Source organism: Candidatus Nitrotoga sp. AM1P (assembly GCF_013168275.1).
Classification (GTDB): domain Bacteria; phylum Pseudomonadota; class Gammaproteobacteria; order Burkholderiales; family Gallionellaceae; genus Nitrotoga.
In genome coordinates, this window is record NZ_AP019547.1 from 351,126 (window position 1) to 375,236 (window position 24,111).

Here is a 24,111-nt window from a genome sequence, read left to right on the forward strand (position 1 = left end):
TTACGTTCCATAGCATAATGATTGTTATGTATTACCGGGTTTCTGGGTTGCATCATGAATAATACAATTAGACTGGAGATTTGGCGTCAGCGGTTAAGTGCCTGGTTGTTTGGCCATTGTCGTTGGGTCGGATTGATTTTCTGTTTGGCGATCAATGGAATGTGCATGGCTGCAGACCATTCAGGTCATGGCTCTGCGAATCCCCAAGATATGGCAAAGATATGGAAAACCGCACTTGCCCGCCAGCCGCTTGCGGTCGCCGCCACGTTTGATGCCAGCGGCAAGCTGTGGCAGGCATCCGTGAAAGATGGTCATGTAATGGTGAGTCAGTCTGATAATCAGGGAAAAACCTTCAGCACGCCAGTTCCTGTTAATACAGAATCTGAGTTAGTGGCCGCGGTAGGTGAGAACCGTCCAAAAATTCTGGTAGGAAGCAATGGCAACGTCTACATTTCCTACACCCGGAACCTGGAGACGCCTTTTGCCGGCAATATCCGTTTCAGCCGCTCGGTAGATGGAGGAAAAAGCTTTTCCGCACCCATTACGGTCAATAACAATCTGGATTCGATAACCCACAGTTTCGACGCAATGGGTGTAAACGAGCGCGGCCAGATTTACATCGCCTGGCTGGACAAGCGCGATATCTCAATCGCTACAAAAAATGGGGCAAAATACAGTGGGCTAGCGATCTACTACGCCCTTTCTGATGATGAAGGCAAAACTTTTCATACCAACATTAAAGCCGCCGATCATTCCTGCGAATGCTGCCGCGTGGCGATGGCAATGGATAAGGATGGCACCCCGATTATTGTGTGGCGGCATATTTTCGGTAAGAACATACGCGACCATGCCATGATGCGGCTTGATGGCAAGTCTCAACCTATCCGCCTAAGTTACGAAAACTGGGAAGTTGATGCCTGCCCTCACCATGGCCCAGCAATATCCATTGCTAACGACGGTAATTATCATTTTGTTTGGTTCAGCAACTCATCGGAACAGCACGGGTTGTTCTATTCTCACTCTTCCGATCAAGGCAAGCATTTTTCTCGTCCATTAAATTTTGGAAATTTCCAGGCGCAAGCCTCACACCCACATGTTTTGAGTCTGGGCCAACGCGTTTTTATCGTCTGGAAAGAATTTGATGGCATGGCTACTGGCATCTATCTGATACATTCCATTGATGGGGGTAACCTCTGGTCGGCTTCCAAAAAAATTGCCTCAACCACTGGCACTTCAGATTACCCATTCCTGGTCAGTGATGGCAATAAAAACTATCTCTCCTGGAATACCGACAAAGAAGGCTACCGACTTATTAATTTAGCTGAGACCGCACAATGAAGTCCGGTGGCACGATAATTCAATGTCTGTTCGGTTTATTGTTGTGCTTAAGTTCTGCTTATTCCTCGGCTGCACAAATAGCCAAACATTTTGTGCGCGGCAGTTATCAGGAAATTGTTTCAGCCCGTGTGGGTAAACCTTTCATTATCAGTTTATGGTCTCTCGATTGCACATATTGCCACGACGATATGGTGCTGTTCGGCAAACTATCGAAAAAATACCATAACCTCGATTTAGTACTGATTTCAACTGATACCCCGGACCAAATGAAGGAAATTGCGCGCACGCTACAAAAATACCCTCTGAAAAAAGCTGAATCCTGGGTTTTTGCCGACAGTTTCGTTGAGCGCTTGCGTTACGAAGTGGATACGCAATGGTATGGAGAGCTGCCCCGCACCTATTTTTACGATGCGCAAGGGCACGCCTTAGCGTTAAGCGGCAAGTTGGATTATGCGCAAATTGAGCGATGGATACGCACAAGCAAAAAGAACGAATAAAAACTCGACACAGAATTTTAACTGTTACCAGTTCAATCTCAAGTCCCATAGGTTACATATTAGCGGACGCATCAACCAAGTTCTGGCAGTTGACATTGCTGAATAACAACAAGGTCGCTTCCTCGAAGACGACAACTACGAATTGCACATCCTCTCCTCCGACCCGCGCGAACTGGTGATGAACATTTTCAATATGGCGCTGATGTTGAGGTCATCATACCAAAAAACCTGCGAAATAGCGTAGCGGAGCATCTGTAAATGCGCTGGGGCGCTGCAGATAAATAACAATGGAAGGCTCACGTGTTAAGGCAGTGGTGGTGTTAGCATAGCAATCGATCCGATAATTAAAATACTGTTTACGAGAAGATAAATAGTGACCATCCCTTACTTTGCCCATAGTGCCAACCGTGCAAACAAGTGGCACCCGCTTGCTGAGCATTTGGAGTGCGTAAGCCAGCGAGCTAGGGAGTTTAGCGGCGTACAACCGTGGGCGGCCGAAGCTGCTCTGGCCGGGTTGTTGCACGATCTGGGTAAATACGCTGACCGTTTTCAAGCGCGATTAAAAGGACAGGATTCTGGTCTTGATCACTGGTCGCAGGGAGCGTGGGTGGCGCTGGCCGAACATCGAGCCATTGCCGCTGCACTTGCGATTCAGGGACATCATGTTGGATTGCAAAACTGGAATTCTTTACGCTTGATGAATCCCCAGAGTCTCACGCAAAACCATCCATTCGGACTTGACCTGAGTGATGACGACCACTTGCGACTCAAACAGCGTGCTGAGGCAGATGGATTGCTCTTCCATGCACCCGCTCAAACAGCGTTATCTCCCAAAAAAATGGCACAAGCCGTCTCTTCCATGCTTGATGTGCGGATGCTCTTCTCGTGTTTAGTGGATGCCGACTTTCTTGACACCGAGGCGCACTTCGAGGGGGATGCGCAAGGCAAGTACGCTCGTCCTGAAGGGCCGAAGTTGGATGCCAGCGCGGCTCTTGCAGCACTCGATGCCCACATGGCGAAACTGCGAAATACTACTAGTGCGCAAACAGAGGTGCGGCAGGCGCGGCAGGACCTTTGGAGTGTGGCGGAGCGTGCAGGAAAAATGCAGTCAGGCTTGTTCACGCTGACAGCCCCCACCGGCTCCGGCAAGACACTGGCTATGCTCAAATTCGCGCTTGAACATGCAGCGAGGAATAACCTGAAACGCGTCGTTCTGGCAGTGCCGTTCCTATCAGTCATTGAACAAACAGCGCGCGAATATCGGAAGGTATTCAAATCTTTCCCGGACAACTTTGTGCTGGAACACCACAGCTTGGCCGGGTTAGGGGTTGAAGTGGAGCGGCATGATGCCGAAGGCGCAAGCGAATGTCAGCGCCGACTGCTGGCTGAGAACTGGGATGCACCGATTGTGTTGACCACCAATGTGCAACTGCTCGAATCTTTGTTTTCCAACCGCCCATCCTCCTGTCGCAAACTGCACAATCTGATGGAGTCGGTGATTCTGTTTGACGAAGCACAAAGCTTACCGGCAGGCCTTGTGGTGCCTACGCTTGCGGCATTATCGCACCTGTCATCGGCCTACCGTTCGAGCGTGGTTTTTGCCACCGCCACCCAACCCGCCTTTGACACACTGCACGCAGCGGTGACAAAGCACGCTGCGCAAGGCTGGCAACCTGAAGAAGCTGTGCCGGGACACGCTGAGATGTTCCGCGTGTTGGAACGGGTAAAGGTTTCATGGCCGAAGAATGGAGAAAAACGTAGCTGGGCTGAATTGGCCGCCGACTTGCGTAGCGATAGCGCAAAGCAGGTTTTGTGTGTTGTCAACCTCAAGCGGCATGTCCTCGCCCTGCTTGATGAGCTAACTGGAACGGAAGGATTGTTCCATCTTTCCACCAACATGTGTGCCGAACATCGTCGCACTGTCTTGAATCGAGTACGGAAACATCTCAAGTATGGAAAACCTTGCCGCTTGATTTCCACACAATGCGTCGAAGCCGGTGTTGATCTCGACTTCCCTTTGGTTTATCGCGCACTCGCGCCGCTGGAAGCCATTGCCCAAGCCGCCGGACGTTGCAACCGTGAAGGCAAACTCAATGAGCAAGGCCGTTTGGGCAAGGTGGTGGTGTTTGAGCCAAACGCCGAAGAAAACCTGCGGCGATGTTATCCCACGCACGCCTACTATCAAGCCGCTGAAGTCACACGAACGATGCTAACCCTGCACGGTGATCTGAATATCAACGATCCTGCTCTGTTCCGCGACTATTACCGGCGACTTTATGATCTGAACAATCCGGCCAACCTGAATCAAGTATTGAACGATGCAATCACGGCACTGGACTTTCCAGAGGTTGCCAAGCACTACCGCCTCATCGACCAGAACTCCATTCAGGTTTTGGTTCCATGGGCAGATCGGTGGGATGAGTTTGATACATTGCGTAGCGAAGCCGAACGGGAAGGCATCTCCGCTAAGTGGATGCGCCGCGCACAGGGACTTGCTGTTAGCATTTACCAGACAATAGATGAGCCACCCGCTTGGGTAATCCCGGCGAAGCTCAGGCGTGGTGGCACATCTGACGAGTGGTTTATCCTCGAAGGGGATTATTATGACGACACCCTTGGATTGAATCCGCCCAAGGGTGAGCAGGTTTTTATTGCATAAGGAGGACACATGGCAAACGGCATGCACACATTGGAAGTCTGGGGCGATCTCGCCTGTTTCACCCGCCCCGAAATGAAGGTTGAACGATTTTCATATCCGGTTATTACTCCCTCGGCTGCACGCGGAATTTTTGATGCGATCTACTGGGATGGCATCCGGGAAAAGCAAGGTAAGGAAACCATCATGCGCCCCTATTTTCACTGGCAAGTCAAGCGCATCGAGGTGATGGAACTACCACGTTACATTGCTTTGCGGCGCAACGAAGTGAAAGGATGTGTCCCCGGTACAGCAACGCTCAACAAGTGGATGTCAGGCAAGGAACAAGCCGAACCGCTTTGGGCTGACGGTAACGATGAAAGCACGGGGCGCACCCAACGCCAGACAATGGCACTCAAAAACGTGCGTTATCGAATTACCGCGCAAATTGTTCCCAAGACCGGCTTTGCCTCCGACTACGGAAAATTCAACAGTCAATTTGAGCGTCGCGCTAAGCAGGGAAAATGTTTTCAGCAACCTTATTTTGGTTGCCGTGAGTTTCCCGCGTTTTTTGAATACGTTGAATCGCAAAACGCAAACGACCATCCTCCCGCCGTCTTGGATCAGCACTTGGGTTTCATGCTTTACGACGTGTTTGATTTACGGAAAGAGGCTGTGCGTTTCAGTGACAAGCCTTTCATAACTCTGTTCGATGCCCATGTGCGTAACGGTGTGCTGGAAGTGCCACCATTCGACAGCGAGGCAGTAAAGAAATCGGGAGGCCAATAGCCATGCTGCAAGCACTGATGGATTACGGAAACGGTCTCGACTCCGAACCCGGCTTCAAAACCCGCGAAGTGCGCTGGTGCATCGAACTTGCCACAGACGGACGTTTTCTCAACGTGCTGCCATTGGGTGATGGAAAACGCGGAGCGATGCATCACCGTTGCCCGGATATGCACGCCATGAATGCGGGCGGCAAGTCTCACTTTCTGGTGGAGACTGTGCAGACAGTGGCGCTCATGTTCAAAGCCAACGAGGAAGCAAAGAAAATTGCCGGTACTGAAGATAAGCACGGGTTTTTTGTTGACATGTTAGGTAAGGCTAGCGATTCTGCTCCGGTACTCAGTGCGTTGGTAAACGCGCTGAAAAATGAAGCTTGCCTCAAAGATATACGTGGGGCACTGACCGATAGAAAGGCCAAGCCTGCCGATTGGCTCAGTTTTCGGATTGACGGCATTGATCCGCGCGAGGACAAAACTGTTCAGGCATGGTGGCGCGAATGGCGCAAGGCGGACATGGGCGGCGAATTACCCGATGCGGCTCCTATTCCAGGCAATGCTGTCAATGGCGCAATGGTATGCTTCCTCACTGGTGAGGCTACTCAGCCTTTGTTGACCCAACCAAAAATCACTGGTCTATCTGGCGTTGGTGGTTTGAGCATGGGGGATGTGATGGTCGGTTTTGACAAGGACGCTTTCGGCTCTTTCGGTCTGAATCAATCTGCCAACGCAGCCATGAGTGCCGAAGCTGCGCAGAAATATGTGGACGGCCTCAACGACTTGATACGTAACCATTCGCGTAAACTTGCCAACGCGCTGGTGGTTCATTGGTTCAAGGAGCAGGTTATCCCGCAGGAGGACATGCTGGAATGGCTCAATGACTTCGAATCTCAAGAGCTAAAAGAAGCTTCTGCACAGGGTGCAGCGCGACGCTTGCTCGATGCTATCCGTAGCGGTACGCGCGCGGATTTGAGTAACAATCATTATTATGCGTTGACGCTCTCCGGCGCATCCGGGCGAGTAATGGTGCGCGACTGGCTGGAAGGACCTTTCGAGAATTTGGTGAGTAATGTCGAGGCGTGGTTTGCCGACCTCGCCATTGTTGCCCGCGACGGCAACGGGTCAGCCAACGATCCCAAGTTTATAGCGGTGTGTTGGGCGCTGGTGCGCGATCTCAAGGATTTGCCCGCACCCACCGCCGCCACACTTTGGAAAACTGCTATCCAGCGTCTGCCCATCCCGCAACCCATCATGGCGCAAGCACTGGCACGTTTTCGCACTGATCTAGTTGATAAAGACCAACCCCCGTTCAACCATGCTCGCATGGGTCTCATTAAAGCCTATTTCGTTCGACTCAACTCAGGAGGTAACACAACCATGACGGCCTATCTCAATCCCGACCACCCTGCACCCGCTTACCATTGCGGGCGACTGCTCGCCATACTTGCCAACCTGCAACGCGCGGCACTTGGCGATGTAGGCGCAGGCGTGGTGCAACGCTACTATGCTGCCGCCAGCCAGACACCTGGGCTGATTATCGGGCGTTTGGTTAGAAACGCATGCAACCACTTGGGCAAGCTCGAAGGCGGATTGGCCTACTGGTACGAAAGTCAGATTGCCGATGTGATGGGGCGCTTGGGTGACGGTGCGCCGCGCATACTCGACCTTAACGGCCAAGGGCTGTTTGCCCTCGGCTATTACCAGCAACTCGCCGCGCTACGTGAAGGCAAAAAAACTAACGAAACTGCACAAGGAGAAAAGCAATGAGCACCATTCAAAACCGTTACGAATTCCTCTATCTATTCGATTGCGAAAACGGCAATCCGAACGGCGATCCGGACGCTGGTAACAGCCCGCGCATTGACCCGGAAGATATGCACGGGCTGGTTTCCGACGTAGCTATCAAACGGCGGGTGCGCAACTATATTCAGACAGCCTTCGGTAATGAAGCGCCCAATGCTATTTTTATCGAGCATTCAACCAATCTTAACAAACAGATTACAGCAGCGCACGAAGCTACAGGCGGTGCTCCCGCTGGAGGGGGAAACAGGACGCAGGTTGGGAATGCTCGCAACTGGATGTGCCAACAGTTTTTCGATGTGCGTACCTTTGGCGCAGTCATGTCCACAGGCCCAAACGCTGGACAGGTGCGTGGCCCAGTACAGGTTGCTTTCTCGCGTTCCATTGACCCAATTCTGCCGATGGATGCTTCCATTACCCGCATGGCTGTGGCTGAAAAAGTGGCTGGTGCCAAAACCAAAGCTGATTACGAAGCATGGGAAGGCAAGCAGGAAGAAGACAAGCTCAGAACCATGGGTCGAAAATCACTTATCCCCTATGGTCTTTATGTCGCCAAAGGTTTTGTTTCTGCTAGTCTTGCTCAAGGTACTGGTTTTTCAGACAACGACCTCACTCATCTGTGGGATGCACTGAAAGGTATGTGGGATCACGACCGCTCTGCCTCAAAAGGCGTAATGTCCTGTCGAGGGTTGTATGTGTTCAAGCACGTTGGCACCGACAGCGATGCAACCCAGCGTGTGCGTCAAGCGATGCTCGGTTGTGCGCCTGCGCAACGACTGCTAGACTTTTCTACACCTGATCGCAAAGTCGAAAATGCCATTATTGAGGTTGCTTATCGAGAAGGTTCATCTGGTTCACCTCGCGCCTTTTCGGATTACACAGTTACCCCTCATGCTTTCCGCTTACCGAAAGGGGTGGAACTTTGGACAGGCGATGATAATTGCGGTTTAATAAATATCTCGGCGGCAAAATGACCCCAATCCATTCCAGTTACGACGAAGCACTGCTAACCAAAATGGTGGAAACCATTGTGCGTGAAGTTTCACCTGAGACTATTATTCTCTTTGGTTCCCGTGCGCGAGGTGATGCACGCTCCGATTCCGATGTTGATTTGCTCGTAGTTGAAACGGAGCCGTTTTCGCCCCAGCGTAGTCGTCGAAAAGAAGCGGCGCGCTTGTATATGGCATTAAGGGAGCTGGCTATTTCCAAGGACATTCTCTTATACAGTAGGGATGAATTCGAGCGCTGGAAAAATTCCTTGAACCATGTTGTCGGAAGGGCGCATCGTGAAGGAAGGGTGCTTCATGGCCGACCTTGAACAAGCCCGTTCCATGTTGCGCATGGCGTACAAGGATTTCAATGCACTCATCGGTATGCAAGAAAATTCATTATTTGCCGATGAGATTTTTGGTCTCCATGTTCAGCAGGCGGTCGAAAAGGCCTTGAAAGCATGGCTGTGTGTCAACGAGGATATTTATCCACTGACGCACGAACTGGCACGATTACTTGTCCTGTTGGAGAATCATGGTGCGGATGTAGAGAAGTTTTGGCCGCTAGTTCAGTTCACTATGTTTGCGGTACAAGCGCGCTACGAAGAGGGCATATCCGACCTGGACGAACCTATCAACCGTGCGATAGAAATTGAAAATGTGCGTGAATTATTGACGCATGTTGAACAGAGGATTGCCGCTTAAGTGGCTTCCATGGCTGATATTGAACCCATCAACGTTTCTGCCCTCAATCAATATACCTATTGCCCGAGACGTTGTGGTTTGATTTATTTGGAAAACGAATTTTCCGACAATATTCACACTTCACGCGGCAACGCTGAGCATGAGCGTGTCGATCAAATAGGATACGTGACAACTCGCGAAGGCGCGCGGGCTGAATATGCCTTGCCTATATGGTCTGAACAGCTTGGGTTAATCGGTAAATGTGATGTGGTGGAATTCTGGACGGATGGCAATATTTATCCGGTGGAATACAAGCATGGGGCACGCAAAAAGCGCCTTAATGATGATTTGCAACTGGCGGCGCAAGCTTTGTGTCTGGAAGAAATGACTGGTAAGGTCATCACGCATGGCGCGATCTATCACCATACATCGCGGCGTCGCCGCGAGATTGCCATCACGCCTGAGTTGCGGCAGCAGGTAGAAGACACTGTTGCCGCCATTCGCATTATGATGAATTCAGGCAAGTTGCCGCCTCCGGTCAATGACGCGCGCTGTAAGGATTGTTCGTTGATAGAAATTTGCCAGCCTCACGCGGTCGCTGAACGTGCGGTGCAGCATAGTCTGCTGGAAACTTTGTTCGAGCCGGAGGGTATATAAAAATGGCGCGCCAGTTGCTTAACACACTCTACGTCATGACACCAAATTCTTACCTCCATCTGGAGAACGATACGGTGCGGGTGGAAGTGGAGCGCGAGAAGAAGTTACAGGTACCGCTGCATCATCTGGGTAGTGTGATATGTCTGGGTAATATCATGCTTTCACCTGCGTTGATGCATCGCTGTGCGGATGATGGCATCAGCCTGGTGTTGCTGAATAATCAGGGACGATTCAAGGCGCGTCTGGAAGGCTCGGTTTCCGGCAATATCTTGTTGCGGCAGGCGCAGCATCGCTTGGCACTAGATGCAAAATTTGCGCTGGGTATTGCTCAGAGTACGATTGCCGGGAAGTTGCGTAATGCCCGTCAAGTCTTGCTGCGCGGCGCACGTGAAGCAGGTGATGTTGAGGATAGCAGCGCACTCGCGGCGGCAACCGAGAGACTCTCCAATTCGTTGCGCAACCTGTCTCACGCCCCTGATTTGGATGTGGTGCGCGGCATTGAAGGCGATGCGGCAAAAAATTATTTCGCCGCGTTGTCGCTGTTGGTCAAGCGCGAGGTACGTGACAAGTTCACCATGGATGGACGCACTCGTCGGCCACCGCGTGATCGATTCAATGCGCTACTTTCTTTTCTCTACTCCATGTTGATGAACGACTGCCGTTCTGCGCTGGAGGCGGTGGGTCTTGATCCTCAGCTTGGCTTCTTGCATACCGTTCGCCCGGGACGCGCTGCACTCGCACTGGATTTGATGGAAGAGTTTCGTGCCATTTTCGCTGACCGGCTGGCCCTTACGTTGATTAACCGGGGGCAGATTGGCCCCAATGATTTTGCCGAACGTGAAGGGGGCGCGGTATTGCTTGAAGGCGATGCACGCCGTACCGTGGTGGTCGCCTATCAAGAACGCAAACAGGAAGAGGTGATGCATCCTTTGCTTGAAACCAAGGTACCGATTGGTCTGATACCGTTGCTGCAAGCGCGCTTTATGGCGCGCACTCTGCGCGGGGAAATGGAAGGCTATCTGCCGTTTCTTTACCGTTAACTACTATGCTGATTATTATTACTTACGATGTATCCACTATCACCGCTGCCGGACGTAAACGGCTGCGTCGTGTCGCGAAAGTTTGCGAAAGCACTGGGCAACGAGTGCAAAATTCTGTGTTTGAGTGCAAGGTTAATCAAATGCAGCTTGAAGAATTAGAACGGCGACTGCTTGCCGAGATAGACGAAAAAGAAGATAGCCTGCGCTTATATCGCTTGACCGAACCGGTGGAGTTGCACATCAAGGAGTATGGGAATTTCCAAGCTGTGGACTTTGAAGGGACGTTGGTAATATGACGCGCGAACCCGTAGCAACGGCACAAACACGGCAGGTTCGCGTTGTGGCTAATATATTGACGAAGGAGGATTTCCTGCTTTCGTCGTTTGATTGTACGGGCTCTCTGTTGCTTGAGAACAGAGGGTTCGCGCAAAGTGCGCTTTTCAACGTTGAAAGTCATGATGTTGTAAGCGGACTGTAGCGCCCGTCCTTCGGGACGGGCGAGGATTGAAACAACTCTTAATCCTCCTGGTCAAAGGGCGACCATGTGTAGCGCCCGTCCTTCGGGACGGGCGAGGATTGAAACTAACTTTTGGCTGTATGGGACGTTTTTCATTTCAGTAGCGCCCGTCCTTCGGGACGGGCGAGGATTGAAACATGTGTTTTATTTTGGTTGGCATGTTTGCGGGGGGTAGCGCCCGTCCTTCGGGACGGGCGAGGATTGAAACGCATCGAGCATGTTTCCAAGTTTGATGACAAATTCGTAGCGCCCGTCCTTCGGGACGGGCGAGGATTGAAACAAAAATAACCGTTGCTGATTTGCAAAACCAGCATGGTAGCGCCCGTCCTTCGGGACGGGCGAGGATTGAAACATATTCAATATGTCACCTACCCCGGCGAACGCCGGTAGCGCCCGTCCTTCGGGACGGGCGAGGATTGAAACATATGGTGAATCCGAGGAATCCAAGAGCGGCGGAGTAGCGCCCGTCCTTCGGGACGGGCGAGGATTGAAACAATAATCAATTGCCGATCTTTATCAGCCCATGAAGTAGCGCCCGTCCTTCGGGACGGGCGAGGATTGAAACATTATTTGCCGACCATCACGCCAAAACCGAACATGTAGCGCCCGTCCTTCGGGACGGGCGAGGATTGAAACCTAAATGGTGCTGATACGCTCACGGGAAAGCCTGACGTAGCGCCCGTCCTTCGGGACGGGCGAGGATTGAAACAACTCATCATAAACCGGCGCGGTATAGGCCAGCCGTAGCGCCCGTCCTTCGGGACGGGCGAGGATTGAAACCTAAATGGTGCTGATACGCTCACGGGAAAGCCTGAGTAGCGCCCGTCCTTCGGGACGGGCGAGGATTGAAACGTCAGATTGCACGTGATGGCTATTTTCAGACGTTCGGTAGCGCCCGTCCTTCGGGACGGGCGAGGATTGAAACATTTTTCAACTCTTGAATGCAACATTGACATTGAGTAGCGCCCGTCCTTCGGGACGGGCGAGGATTGAAACCAGACACAAGTCTACGATCTTTTCATGGCTAATGGTAGCGCCCGTCCTTCGGGACGGGCGAGGATTGAAACATATGTAAATGTACGCCAATCTTTTTCGAGCCTGGTAGCGCCCGTCCTTCGGGACGGGCGAGGATTGAAACGCATTAGAAATACTTGTCAGTGCAGAGTGAGCAAAGTGTAGCGCCCGTCCTTCGGGACGGGCGAGGATTGAAACAGAGGCTCGATCGGCGGCAATTCTGGCAGCTTCGCGTAGCGCCCGTCCTTCGGGACGGGCGAGGATTGAAACAATAATGGTGAGGGATGGGGCTCGCATCAAATTTGGTAGCGCCCGTCCTTCGGGACGGGCGAGGATTGAAACAATTGTGTAGGACTTGCCCATCATAGAAAACTCAGTAGCGCCCGTCCTTCGGGACGGGCGAGGATTGAAACATAATTCAATAAATAATGGTAAAAAGCAGCTATGTAGCGCCCGTCCTTCGGGACGGGCGAGGATTGAAACAGCAAAAAGATGAGTTTATAGCAGCGATGAAGTTGTAGCGCCCGTCCTTCGGGACGGGCGAGGATTGAAACAGAAGAGGCTCTGGCGCTCGTAAGTAGCGCAACATCGTAGCGCCCGTCTTTCGGGACGGGCGAGGATTGAAACAGCAAGGATACATTGGCCAGATATAGCGAGCTGCGTAGCGCCCGTCCTTCGGGACGGGCGAGGATTGAAACAATCGCTCGCGCTGTGCGTCGCAATCCGGCCAAATGTAGCGCCCGTCCTTCGGGACGGGCGAGGATTGAAACGAATTGTGCGCGCGCCTCAGTCTCGAATGCCTTGTAGCGCCCGTCCTTCGGGACGGGCGAGGATTGAAACCTCAACATGGTGGAGCAGTAACGTGAGTAAGCGCAGTAGCGCCCGTCCTTCGGGACGGGCGAGGATTGAAACAATTCCGGTTGCACCATTGAATCCGGTACGCCACGTAGCGCCCGTCCTTCGGGACGGGCGAGGATTGAAACAGCTTTACTGGGATCATTAACGACCACGGCGAAACAGTAGCGCCCGTCCTTCGGGACGGGCGAGGATTGAAACAGCTTTACTGGGATCATTAACGACCACGGCGAAACAGTAGCGCCCGTCCTTCGGGACGGGCGAGGATTGAAACATTTACTGGAGGGGGATGCAATTTGCACGCCTTCGTAGCGCCCGTCCTTCGGGACGGGCGAGGATTGAAACATAGTGACCGTTGCCGGGAATGCGAGCACGTTCTGTAGCGCCCGTCCTTCGGGACGGGCGAGGATTGAAACAATAATGAATCAAAATATCCCAGCGAGTTTTTCGGTAGCGCCCGTCCTTCGGGACGGGCGAGGATTGAAACAGACTGGCACCTTCATCCATCGTTTTCTTGAGCCGGTAGCGCCCGTCCTTCGGGACGGGCGAGGATTGAAACATTGGTGGTACCAATGGCCTGGCTCCGACCTATGCGTAGCGCCCGTCCTTCGGGACGGGCGAGGATTGAAACAATTCCGGTTGCACCATTGAATCCGGTACGCCACGTAGCGCCCGTCCTTCGGGACGGGCGAGGATTGAAACTTCCTCATCGTAAAATGATTGTGGTGTGAAATATGTAGCGCCCGTCCTTCGGGACGGGCGAGGATTGAAACATAACTGGGTAAAAAACTATTTTATTGACCCTGGTAGCGCCCGTCCTTCGGGACGGGCGAGGATTGAAACATCAAATGGCTGGCAGGAATATCGTCTGGACTGGGTAGCGCCCGTCCTTCGGGACGGGCGAGGATTGAAACGATTATCAACGCGACCAGATTCTGACCGGAAACGATGTAGCGCCCGTCCTTCGGGACGGGCGAGGATTGAAACCTCTATCGTTGCTCCGCGCCCAGCCTCTGAGGCATGGTAGCGCCCGTCCTTCGGGACGGGCGAGGATTGAAACACTTTCAGGGTGGAGTCATCACAAGGCTTGCAAGCGTAGCGCCCGTCCTTCGGGACGGGCGAGGATTGAAACATCATGTCAGCAAATAACTCTTTTGCCGCCCAATTGTAGCGCCCGTCCTTCGGGACGGGCGAGGATTGAAACTCGGATATTCTGGATTGTCTGCGTGAGGCTAAAGTAGCGCCCGTCCTTCGGGACGGGCGAGGATTGAAACGCCTACACCGGAAAATATAAGCGTAGGGCTGGCGGTAGCGCCCGTCCTTCGGGACGGGCGAGGATTGAAACGTCAGATTGGGCGGCCGAACATCCTGACATTGCGTAGCGCCCGTCCTTCGGGACGGGCGAGGATTGAAACGCCTACACCGGAAAATATAAGCGTAGGGCTGGCGGTAGCGCCCGTCCTTCGGGACGGGCGAGGATTGAAACGTCAGATTGGGCGGCCGAACATCCTGACATTGCGTAGCGCCCGTCCTTCGGGACGGGCGAGGATTGAAACGTCAGGCAATGCACGTATCACCAGGCGATGTGCGTGTAGCGCCCGTCCTTCGGGACGGGCGAGGATTGAAACTTTTAAAAGGATAAGCGGTAAATGGTAAGTGCTCAGTAGCGCCCGTCCTTCGGGACGGGCGAGGATTGAAACTCCTTTCGGTTGAGTTAATGAGTATGCGGTTAGGGTAGCGCCCGTCCTTCGGGACGGGCGAGGATTGAAACTATTAAAAACGTGTTTGGCAAAGAAGAAATCAACCGTAGCGCCCGTCCTTCGGGACGGGCGAGGATTGAAACAGTCAGCCGATGCGCAACATCGAAACAGGCAAAGAGGTAGCGCCCGTCCTTCGGGACGGGCGAGGATTGAAACTTCGGTGGTAAGGGTGATGCGCACGCGATCTGGAGTAGCGCCCGTCCTTCGGGACGGGCGAGGATTGAAACACTTTTGAGGGTGTCAACACCGTCGACACGTCTAAGTAGCGCCCGTCCTTCGGGACGGGCGAGGATTGAAACCATAGAGCCTTTGGCTGCGGCCATTGAGGTAGCAGGTAGCGCCCGTCCTTCGGGACGGGCGAGGATTGAAACAAGCGTGGCCTCAATCGCCTCTAACAGCTTGCGAGGTAGCGCCCGTCCTTCGGGACGGGCGAGGATTGAAACCATTTAATATTGTCTGATTTTAGCCGCAACCCGGGTAGCGCCCGTCCTTCGGGACGGGCGAGGATTGAAACTTCATGCAGCGCAGGGCAACTTCAACAAAGCGAAGTAGCGCCCGTCCTTCGGGACGGGCGAGGATTGAAACTTTTTCCATATCTAGTGATGATGGTCGTTCGATTAGTAGCGCCCGTCCTTCGGGACGGGCGAGGATTGAAACTCGTACGCCTTGTCGCACCATCGGCGATACACCACGTAGCGCCCGTCCTTCGGGACGGGCGAGGATTGAAACATTTCAACTATTCCCTGTTCGACAACCGCGTCGCGGTAGCGCCCGTCCTTCGGGACGGGCGAGGATTGAAACTTGACTTGCAAATACCCCATCTGCTGCTTGGGATGTAGCGCCCGTCCTTCGGGACGGGCGAGGATTGAAACGCCTGACTGTCGCCAATTAAGAATAAGGGCGGTCGTAGTATTTGGGGTAGAGATGCGCTACACCAAGCTAGCACTACCTGTTGCACTTCGAACTTGAATCCGCCATTTATAGTTGTTTCAATTTTTAGATGAAAACATCTAAGGCGCTCATTTTTCTCAAAGATGTTTGACAAAATACATGGACATCTTAGGAGAAACTGAGCACCTTAGCAGCAATAGTGAAATCTTGATATTCATTGCCCTTGTGGAAATCACGAAGACCGTCAAATATTATGAATATTGCTGCAAGGAACTTGGTGGTCTTTGGGATGAGTCTAATATTTAAAAGAAATTTTACGAAGGGTCAATATGCAATTTTTCATAAATTCTACAAGATAGTGTCGATGTTAAAAACAAAAAATGGCAGAATTCACTTCGTGTACGAAGTAACTTGGCCACAAAATTTAAATGGAGAAAAAAATGAGATCACCTAAATTTGCATCAATTAAACATTTAATCTCTCGCATACCTGAAGATGGGCAGCTTGGAACTGAACTTCGGGAGTTGATGCAACGCATTGAAAAAGATGCTTTCGTGGTGACAGAATTGAGAGAACATCCAGACCCTATGAAGACGGCGCTCGCCATTAGTCAGGACATTGCAACCGCGCAAGATAAACTTAAAGTTACCGTTGATGCGGTGCGTGATTTCTTACGTTTCAGCATTATCGAATTTCGCGAGAACGTGAAAGCTGAGCAACTTAAATCGGCAAATTTAGTGCCAAATGAGTATGCCGCAGAGATTCGTTCAATTTACCGTTCTCTTGACGATGCAGGGAAAGAAAAAATGCTTACTGATGCCTTCACCCAACGCGATGGGGCAACAGCGGCGGCTTTAATTGGCGTGCCAGCGGTACTTACTGGTATAAATCCAGATCGAGTTGCTTTGCTCCGCCAACAATTTCTCGATTTAGTTGCGCCTGCAAAGAATGTCGGCTTTATAAATAAGTTTTCGGATACATCAGAAGAAATTCTCCGCATCGCCAGCGAAATAACAATTGAGCCCATATAATTTAAGGCCTAGAGGTTTGTTTAATTTAATTTAATTGAACTTATCCTTGGTTAACAGTGCCCCCTTAAACGACTGGAAACAAATGATGGACAATCATAATCCCGGTACGTAATTACTGATTTTCTGAACTATGCAAAAAATCCACCGCCTCACTTAAATTCCGTGTGCGCTTGAATGGTGGCAAGCTCTGCCATATGCGCTTGCCGTAGGATTTTGCTATCAAACGTGGGTCACAAATCATCAATACGCCGCGATCGGTCTCATCGCGAATCAAGCGTCCTGCACCTTGCTTAAGATTAATGACCGTGCGGGGCAACTGATATTCCATGAAGGCGTTACGCCCCTGGCTGGTTATCTGTGCAAGGCGTGCCGCCAGCACTGGGTCATCCGGCGGGGCGAACGGCAGTTTGTCTATTACCACTAACGAAAGCGCTTCGCCGCGCACATCCACTCCTTCCCAAAACGACTGACTGCCCAGTAGAATGGCGTTGCCGTGTTCGCGGAAGCGGCTCAACAGCTCATTGCGTGAACCCTCGCCTTGTAACATCAGCGGATAGTTAAGCTTCTTGCGTTCGAACTCGGTCGTTAAAATTTCATGCGCGCGTTGCATGGCACGCAGGCTGGTGAACAGCAAAAACGCCCGTCCTTTGCTGGCCTCGATCAACGGGAGAGCCGCCAGCACCACCGCTTCGGTATAGCCAGGATTATTCGGATCGAGCATATTTTGGGGTACATATAGCAGTGCTTGCTCAGGGTAATTGAAAGGACTATCCCAGCAGGCAGTTTGAGCCTCAAGCAACCCCATTTCGGATTGATAGTGCGAGAAATCCTGCTTCACGGTAATCGTGGCTGACGTAAAAATCCATGCACGTGGGTGGCCATTAATTTGCTTGGCGAATATTTCTGCGATGGACAACGGTGTGGTGTTGAGTTGCACGGATTGGTGAAATATTTCCAGCCAGCGCACCATATCCACTTGCTTTTTATCCTGCCATTGCAAAATTTTTTGCGCCATCTCCTGTCCACGTTGCCAGCAACTCTCTAGTCCCTCGCTGCGCTCTGCTTGCTTTTCCAGCAGATTGTTAACCTGCTTGAGCTTATCGCTTAACACGCTTATGGCATCCGTCCAGCCGGATAAATCTTCCATGGCGATGGCAGTCATGCGTCCCTCGCTTTGTTTGAATACCAGGCGTAAGTCACGTGCGGCTTTGTCCAACGAGTCGGTAGCGATGGGAAGCGCGGCAAAGTCTTTAGCCGAAATTGCCGCCTCCAACCGCGCGTCTCGTGCCAGTTCGATGATTTGTGAAGTCGAAATACTCTCGCCAAAAAATAAGCTGGCGGTCTCAGGCAATTGGTGTGCTTCGTCGAAAATAACGGTATTGCAAGCTGGCAGCAGTTCCGTCACGCCTTCGTCGCGCAGCATCAAATCAGCGAAAAACAAATGATGGTTCACCACCACCACATCGGCCCGCATCGCCTCCTTGCGAGCCTTGAGTACAAAGCAATCTTTATGATGCGGACATTCCTGTCCCAGGCAGTTATCGCGTGTTGAAGTCACCTGCATCCAGATGAGTGCATTCTCTGGTACATCGCTCACACCACTTTTATCGCCGGATTGGGTAATTTTTGCGTACTTCACAATTTTGGTTAGATGGCGCGAATCTTCGCGCGTGGTAAAGCGGCCATCAGACAGCGTGCGTTCGAGGTGATAATGGCACAGATAATTGGAGCGGCCCTTGAGCAATGCTATCGAAACCGGCACTTTAAGCGCATCACGCACCGTGGGTAAATCGCGTTGGAACAGTTGGTCCTGCAAATTTTTTGTGCCGGTGGAAATAATTACCTTGCCGCCTGCGAGCAGGGCAGGGACGAGATAAGCAAAAGTCTTGCCTGTGCCTGTGCCTGCCTCTGCGATGAGCTGGCCATTCGCGGTAATCGCCTGTGCGATGGCTTGTGCCATTTCAACTTGCTGTGGGCGCGCGCGAAAATTGGGGATGTGTTCGGCCAGCGCACCATCAGGCGAAAACAGGAATGCGATTTTTTTATCTATCATTGTTAAAATAGTAGCCCAACGAGTCAAGCAGCGAATTGATTTGCATGGTATCACTGCGTGAAAGCAACGGGTGACGGATAACCGGGACAGGTCTGTTTCCGTTGCTGGTTATGGATTCAAAATGTACTCGGTGATCTTCTGTATGACCTGATTCCAGGTGCAGTAGCGTCGCTGAGGTTTGCTATTTGAATATTTCTGATCATCCTCTTAAATAGCTATTACCGTTAATTGAAAAGGCACGGAACTTCTTCCGCCTTTGTCACTCATAGCTGCTACAATCTGCTAAGTTTTGTAGCAGAGTCATATCGAAACCGGGGGCGACTTGGCTTCGACGTGGGTTGCAAAGCAGTGTAGGGCATACCGAGGACCCGCAACCTCGTAAATCAGCTGGAAAACCAATAGTCGCAAACGACGAAAAGTACGCTTTAGCCGCGTAAGCGGTTAGACCTCACACCCTGCTGTCCGTGGAGGGGCTCAAGGCCGCAAGGCCGCGATGAGTGAGGTCATATACACGGAATCGTGTCATGCAGGGTTACTTTGTATGGCATTAAATTTAGGTAACTCGTTTGGTAGCAGCCTGTCGGTTGGCGTCTACCGGATAAAATTAAATAACTTGACTAAGTATGTAGAACTGCCTGTAGAGTGCTTGCGGACGCGGGTTCAATTCCCGCCGCCTCCACCAATCTAAAGGTCTCCAGAAACCACCGGAGGCCAATACAGCCAAGCCATTTCAGTGGTTTGGCTGTTTCTTTTTGTGCGCCCGGCAGGGCACACTTACTTTGAGGTGAAAGTCTTTTACAGGGAGGTTTTGTCTGATGATTTTTAGTGAAGACTCAAGAGTCAAAATCCCCTGTATCTTGCATCTGGTGCGGCTTGGCTACCGCTACTTCTCGCTCAAGAATGCCGTATGGGACGATGAGACCAATATCTTTCCGGACTTGTTTCGTGCCGCCATCGCCCGGATCAATCCCGGCATTGAGAGTGACGACATCGACCGACTGTTGACCGACGTCAAACTCCTGCTGGACAACGAAGACCTCGGCAAAGCCTTCTACGAAAAGCTCACTGAACGCTCAGGTAACCGGCTGATCGACTTCGAAAACTTCAGCAACAACAGCTTCCATGTCGTCACAGAGTTAACCTGCAAGAATGGCAACGACGAGTTCCGGCCGGATATCACCCTGCTCATCAACGGCATGCCGCTGGTCTTCATCGAGGTCAAGAAACCCAACAACCGCGAAGGCGTGCTGGCCGAGCGCAACCGCATCGTCACGCGCTGCCGCAATCCCCGTTTCCGTCGCTTCATCAATATTACCCAATTGATGGTTTTCTCCAACAACATGGAGTACGAAGACGGCTCACCGCATCCCATTGAGGGGGCCTTCTATGCCAGCCCCTCGTATGACGCGCCGATCTTTAATTACTTCCGCGAAGAGGAGGAGCTGAATCTGGCCCACCTGCTGGCCGACGTGGACGACGCAGTCGAAAACGAGGTGCTGCGCGATAACAATCTCAACGTTATCAAGCACAGCCCGGAATTCATCAGCAATAATTCGCCCAACACGCCGACCAATCGGATTTGCACCTCCCTGTTCAGCCGCGACCGCCTGTCGTTCCTTCTGCAATACGCCCTGGCCTATGTGAACGAGTCCGACGGTCTGCATAAGCATGTCATGCGTTATCCCCAGATCTTCGCCACTAAGGCAATTGAACGGAAGCTGGATGCTGGTGTACGCAAGGGGATCATCTGGCACACCCAGGGCAGTGGCAAAACCGCGCTGGCCTATTACAACACCCGTTTTCTCACCGACTACTTTCAGCGCAGGGGCATCATTCCCAAGTTCTACTTCATCGTTGACAGGATTGACCTGCTTATTCAGGCGCAGCGAGAGTTTGCTTGCCGTGGGCTGACGGTTCATACCATCGACACTCGCGAAGCCTTTGCTTGCGATATCAAGGCGACACAGGCCCTGCACAACCACACCGACAGGCCGGAGATCACCGTGGTCAACATCCAAAAATTTCAGGATGACCCGGATGTGGTGCGCACCGAGGATTACGACGTCAGCATCCAGCGCGTTTATTTTCTCGATGAGGTGCACCGCAGCTACAACCCGCAGGGCAGCTTTCTTGCCAACCTGAGCCAGTCCGACCGGAATGCCATCAAGATCGGTCTCACCGGCACGCCGCTGTTAGGTGACAACTACAACTCCCGCGCCCTGTTCGGCGACTACATCCACAAGTACTACTACAATGCCTCCATCGCCGACGGTTACACCCTGCGCTTGATCCGCGAAAAGATCGCTACCAACTACAAGCTCTCACTGCAAGAGGCTCTCGCCGCAGTGGAACTTCAGCAGGGCGATATCGACCGCAAGCTCGTCTATGCGCACCCGCGTTTTGTCGAGCCGATGCTCGATTACATCATCCGCGACTTTGAAAAAAGCCGGAGTGCGCTGAACGACGCCACCATCGGTGGCATGGTGATCTGTGACAGTGCCGAGCAGGCCCGGCAGATGTTCGAGATCTTCAATACGGTCTATGCGGCTCAGCCCCAGCCTCTCTACGCGCAAGATTCGGCACAAGAGTTGATCGCAGCCCGTCAGCCTGACAGTTATGCCGCCAGAATGATGCTTGAAAACAAGGCCAAAAGCGGTGCGCTGATCCTGCACGATGTTGGCAGCAAGGAGGAACGCAAGACCTGGGTAGAGGACTTCAAGGCAGGCAAGATCGATCTGCTGTTCGTCTACAACATGCTGCTCACCGGCTTTGATGCCCGGCGGCTGAAAAAGCTCTACCTCGGCCGGGTGATCCGCAAGCACAACCTGCTCCAGGCACTCACCCGTGTCAACCGCCCCTACAAGGATTTTCGCTACGGCTACGTTGTCGATTTTGCTGACATCCGCAATGAGTTCGACGCTACCAACAAAGCCTATTTCGACGAACTGCAAGCCGAGTTGGGCGACGAAGTGGAGCATTACTCCAACCTGTTTAAATCCTCAGAGGAGATTGCTCAGGAAATCGAGGCGATCAAGGACATTCTGTTCAGCTTCAATGTCGAAAACGCCGAGGAATTTTCACGGCAGATCAGCCAGATCCAGGATCGCGCCACGGTGCTGGCCTTGAAAAAAGCACTGGCCGATGCCCGCAATCTCTACAACCTCATCCGTCTGCAGGCCGAATACGGATTCCTCCAACAACTCGATTTCCAGAAACTGAACCAGCTTTACCGCGAAACCTGCAATCACCTCGACCTGCTCAACCTCAAGGAAAGCATCGAATCCAGCACCGACACCAGCAACCTGCTCAATGTCGCCCTCGAAGACGTCCTGTTCATGTTCACCAAGATCCGCGAAGAGGAACTGGTGCTGGCCGACAAGTTGAAAAACACCCTGCGCCAGACCCGCGAGGCCCTGGCTGACAACTTCGACCCGCAAGACCCCAAATTCATCACCCTTAAGGAAGAGCTGGAGCGGCTGTTCAAGAAAAAGAAGCTGAACGAAGTCACACAGGAAGAGATGACTGCCAATATCGGCGCGCTCAACGCGATCCACGACAAGGTTAAAGAATTGAACCGGCAGAACAATCAGCTCCGTGCCAAGTATCACGGAGACGCGAAATACACACGCATCCATAAACGCTTGCAAGAACGCGGGACAATCATGGAGACCGAGCGTAGCCTCTGCGATGCGCTTTCCGGCGTGAAGCAGCAAGCCGACGAGCAGGTATTGCAGAACACCCAGCTTCTGGCGAACGAAAGCTATTTCGAGCGAATGATGATGCCCCTCGTAATCGGTGAATTCCAGACCCATAAAAAAATCAAGCTCGACCCGGACGCCGCTCACACCATCAACCATCTGGTGGTAGCCGAATACATGAATGAATTTGCCTCAGGCACCAAAACAGGAGCACGCACTTGATCACGCAGGATTTTGAAATTTGCACCCGGCAATTGATCGACAATCTCAAAGCGATCTGTGCCGCTTACGGCCTCGGCAACGACGGCAACGAGTTCAAGATCATCACCCAGGTCTTTCTCTACAAATTCCTGAACGACAAATTCGCCTTCGAAGCCAAAAAGGTCCGGCCGGCGCTAGCCAAAGCCGAAAGCTGGAAACAGGCTATCGCGAATTTAAGTGCCGACGATCTGGAAATGCTGCAATTACAGATGGGGGCGGACACCGCCCGCCTGAAGCCTGAGCACTTCATCGCCCACCTCTTCGGTCGCCAGAATGCGCCGGAATTCGCCAAGCTCTTTGACGACACGCTGCGCGACATCGCCATCACCAACAATGACATCTTCGCCGTCAAGACCGACGGCGGTGCCAAAATCACCCTGTTCGACCGGGTGAGCGAATTCATCACCGATCCATCAAAGCGCGACGCCTTCTGCCGCGCCATCATCAATAAGCTGGTTGAATTCAGTTTCGAGCGCATCTTCACGCAGAAGTACGACTTCTACGCTGCCCTGTTCGAGTACCTGATCAAGGACTACAACAAGGACAGCGGTGGCAAGTATGCCGAGTACTACACCCCGCATGCCGTCGCCAAGATCATGGCCGCCATCCTGGTGCCGGAGGCGGTGCGCGGCAAGATCAAGGATGTCAGTTGCTACGACCCGTCAGCCGGTTCCGGCTCCCTGCTGATGAATATCGCCCACGCCATCGGCGAGCAACGCTGCAGCATCTATTCGCAGGATATCTCGCAGAAGTCATCCAGTCTGCTGCGCTTGAACCTCATCCTCAACAATCTGGTGCACTCCATTCCCAACATCATCCAGGGCAACACCATGCTCCACCCCTATCACCGGGAAGGTAAGGTACTGAAGAAATTCGACTACATCGTTTCCAATCCGCCCTTCAAGATGGATTTCAGCGACTTCAGGAATGAGCTGGACGCCAAGGAGCATCAGAAACGCTTTTTCGCCGGGGTGCCGAACACGCCTAAGCAGGCCGTGGATAAGATGGCTATCTACCAGCTCTTCCTCCAGCACATTATTCATTCGCTAAAACCTGGCGGCAAGGCGGCGGTCGTGGTACCCACCGGCTTCATCACCGCGCAAAGCGGTATCGACAGGAAGATCCGTGAACATCTGGTGACCAAGAAAATGCTGGCCGGCGTGGTCTCCATGCCAAGCAACATCTTCGCCACCACCGGCACCAACGTTTCCATTCTGTTCATTGACGACGCCAACAAGGAAGGCGTGGTACTGGTTGATGCCTCCAACCTCGGCACCAAGGTCAAGGACGGCAAGAATCAGAAGACCTTACTCTCCAACGCCGAAGAAGACCATATCATCGCCACCTTCAATGCCAAGCAGGCGATGGGAGATTTTTCGGTAGTGGTGAACTACGCCGACATCGTCGCCAAGAATTATTCTTTGAGTCCGGGACAGTATTTCGAGGTGAGGATTGACTATTCAGATCTAACGACGGCACAGTTCGCAGAGAAAATGCAGGGTTTTACTGGCAATCTGGACAAGTTGTTCAAGGAATCGGCGGGGCTGGAGCAGGAGATCAAGAAGCAGCTGGCGGGGTTACGTTATGAGTAGTTGGCAGACAAGAAAAC

General features: G+C 52.3%; 15 protein-coding genes, 1 other RNA gene and 1 CRISPR repeat array. Of the genes, 15 read left to right on the top strand and 1 reads right to left on the bottom strand.

Features of this window, described 5'->3' with window-relative positions:
- Window positions 1-54 precede the first annotated feature (54 nt).
- The 12 genes from W01_RS01635 (at window position 55) to W01_RS01690 (ending at window position 16,490) form a co-directional block, all read left to right on the top strand.
- Entirely contained in the window at window positions 55-1,338 is a 1,284-nt protein-coding gene (locus tag W01_RS01635; protein WP_173051903.1) for a sialidase family protein, read from the top strand.
- Complete coding sequence (locus tag W01_RS01640; RefSeq protein ID WP_173051904.1) at window positions 1,335-1,835, top strand: TlpA family protein disulfide reductase; 501 nt, start codon at window positions 1,335-1,337, stop codon at window positions 1,833-1,835. Before W01_RS01635 ends, W01_RS01640 begins: the two co-directional genes overlap by 4 nt.
- Before the next feature lie 373 nt (window positions 1,836-2,208).
- A complete protein-coding gene (gene cas3 / locus W01_RS01645) occupies window positions 2,209-4,494 on the top strand; it encodes a CRISPR-associated helicase Cas3' (RefSeq protein ID WP_173051905.1) in 2,286 nt (761 codons plus the stop codon).
- 9 nt (window positions 4,495-4,503) lie between these two features.
- On the top strand, window positions 4,504-5,259 hold the full coding sequence (gene cas5c, locus W01_RS01650; RefSeq protein ID WP_198421316.1) for a type I-C CRISPR-associated protein Cas5c: 756 nt from the start codon (window positions 4,504-4,506) through the stop codon (window positions 5,257-5,259).
- 2 nt (window positions 5,260-5,261) lie between these two features.
- Window positions 5,262-7,019 carry a type I-C CRISPR-associated protein Cas8c/Csd1 gene (gene cas8c, locus W01_RS01655; protein ID WP_173051906.1) on the top strand — a complete coding sequence of 586 codons (1,758 nt, stop codon included), beginning with the start codon at window positions 5,262-5,264 and terminating at the stop codon, window positions 7,017-7,019.
- A complete protein-coding gene (gene cas7c / locus W01_RS01660; RefSeq protein ID WP_173051907.1) occupies window positions 7,016-8,026 on the top strand; it encodes a type I-C CRISPR-associated protein Cas7/Csd2 in 1,011 nt (336 codons plus the stop codon). Before cas8c ends, cas7c begins: the two co-directional genes overlap by 4 nt.
- Entirely contained in the window at window positions 8,023-8,370 is a 348-nt protein-coding gene (locus tag W01_RS01665; RefSeq protein ID WP_173051908.1) for a nucleotidyltransferase domain-containing protein, read from the top strand. Before cas7c ends, W01_RS01665 begins: the two co-directional genes overlap by 4 nt.
- The gene (locus W01_RS01670; protein WP_173051909.1) at window positions 8,357-8,746 is read left to right on the top strand and encodes a HEPN domain-containing protein; all 390 of its coding nucleotides are present in this window, start codon (window positions 8,357-8,359) and stop codon (window positions 8,744-8,746) included. The genes W01_RS01665 and W01_RS01670 overlap by 14 nt, the downstream gene beginning before the upstream one ends.
- Window positions 8,747-8,755: 9 nt before the next feature.
- A complete protein-coding gene (gene cas4 / locus W01_RS01675) occupies window positions 8,756-9,382 on the top strand; it encodes a CRISPR-associated protein Cas4 (protein ID WP_173051910.1) in 627 nt (208 codons plus the stop codon).
- Between the two features lie 2 nt (window positions 9,383-9,384).
- Window positions 9,385-10,422, top strand: coding sequence for a type I-C CRISPR-associated endonuclease Cas1c (gene cas1c / locus W01_RS01680; protein WP_173051911.1), 1,038 nt, complete (start codon window positions 9,385-9,387; stop codon window positions 10,420-10,422).
- A gap of 5 nt (window positions 10,423-10,427) precedes the next feature.
- Window positions 10,428-10,718 (top strand): CRISPR-associated endonuclease Cas2, encoded by a 291-nt coding sequence (gene cas2 / locus W01_RS01685; RefSeq protein ID WP_173051912.1) that lies wholly within the window; start codon window positions 10,428-10,430, stop codon window positions 10,716-10,718.
- A gap of 178 nt (window positions 10,719-10,896) precedes the next feature.
- Window positions 10,897-15,440: a CRISPR direct-repeat array (repeat unit 37 nt; unit sequence GTAGCGCCCGTCCTTCGGGACGGGCGAGGATTGAAAC).
- A 459-nt stretch (window positions 15,441-15,899) separates the two neighbouring features.
- On the top strand, window positions 15,900-16,490 hold the full coding sequence (locus W01_RS01690) for a hypothetical protein (protein WP_173051913.1): 591 nt from the start codon (window positions 15,900-15,902) through the stop codon (window positions 16,488-16,490).
- 112 nt (window positions 16,491-16,602) lie between these two features.
- Here W01_RS01690 and W01_RS01695 read toward each other — a convergent pair whose 3' ends face one another.
- Complete coding sequence (locus W01_RS01695) at window positions 16,603-18,543, bottom strand: ATP-dependent DNA helicase (RefSeq protein ID WP_173051914.1); 1,941 nt, start codon at window positions 18,541-18,543, stop codon at window positions 16,603-16,605.
- A gap of 313 nt (window positions 18,544-18,856) precedes the next feature.
- Here W01_RS01695 and ssrA point away from each other — a divergent pair.
- The 3 genes from ssrA to W01_RS01710 all read left to right on the top strand — a co-directional run bounded on the left by ssrA (window position 18,857) and on the right by W01_RS01710 (window position 24,094).
- Window positions 18,857-19,225, top strand: a transfer-messenger RNA (tmRNA) gene (gene ssrA / locus W01_RS01700).
- 133 nt (window positions 19,226-19,358) lie between these two features.
- Entirely contained in the window at window positions 19,359-22,463 is a 3,105-nt protein-coding gene (locus tag W01_RS01705; RefSeq protein ID WP_173051915.1) for a type I restriction endonuclease subunit R, read from the top strand.
- Entirely contained in the window at window positions 22,460-24,094 is a 1,635-nt protein-coding gene (locus W01_RS01710) for an HsdM family class I SAM-dependent methyltransferase (RefSeq protein WP_173051916.1), read from the top strand. Before W01_RS01705 ends, W01_RS01710 begins: the two co-directional genes overlap by 4 nt.
- The last annotated feature ends 17 nt before the right edge of the window (window positions 24,095-24,111 follow it).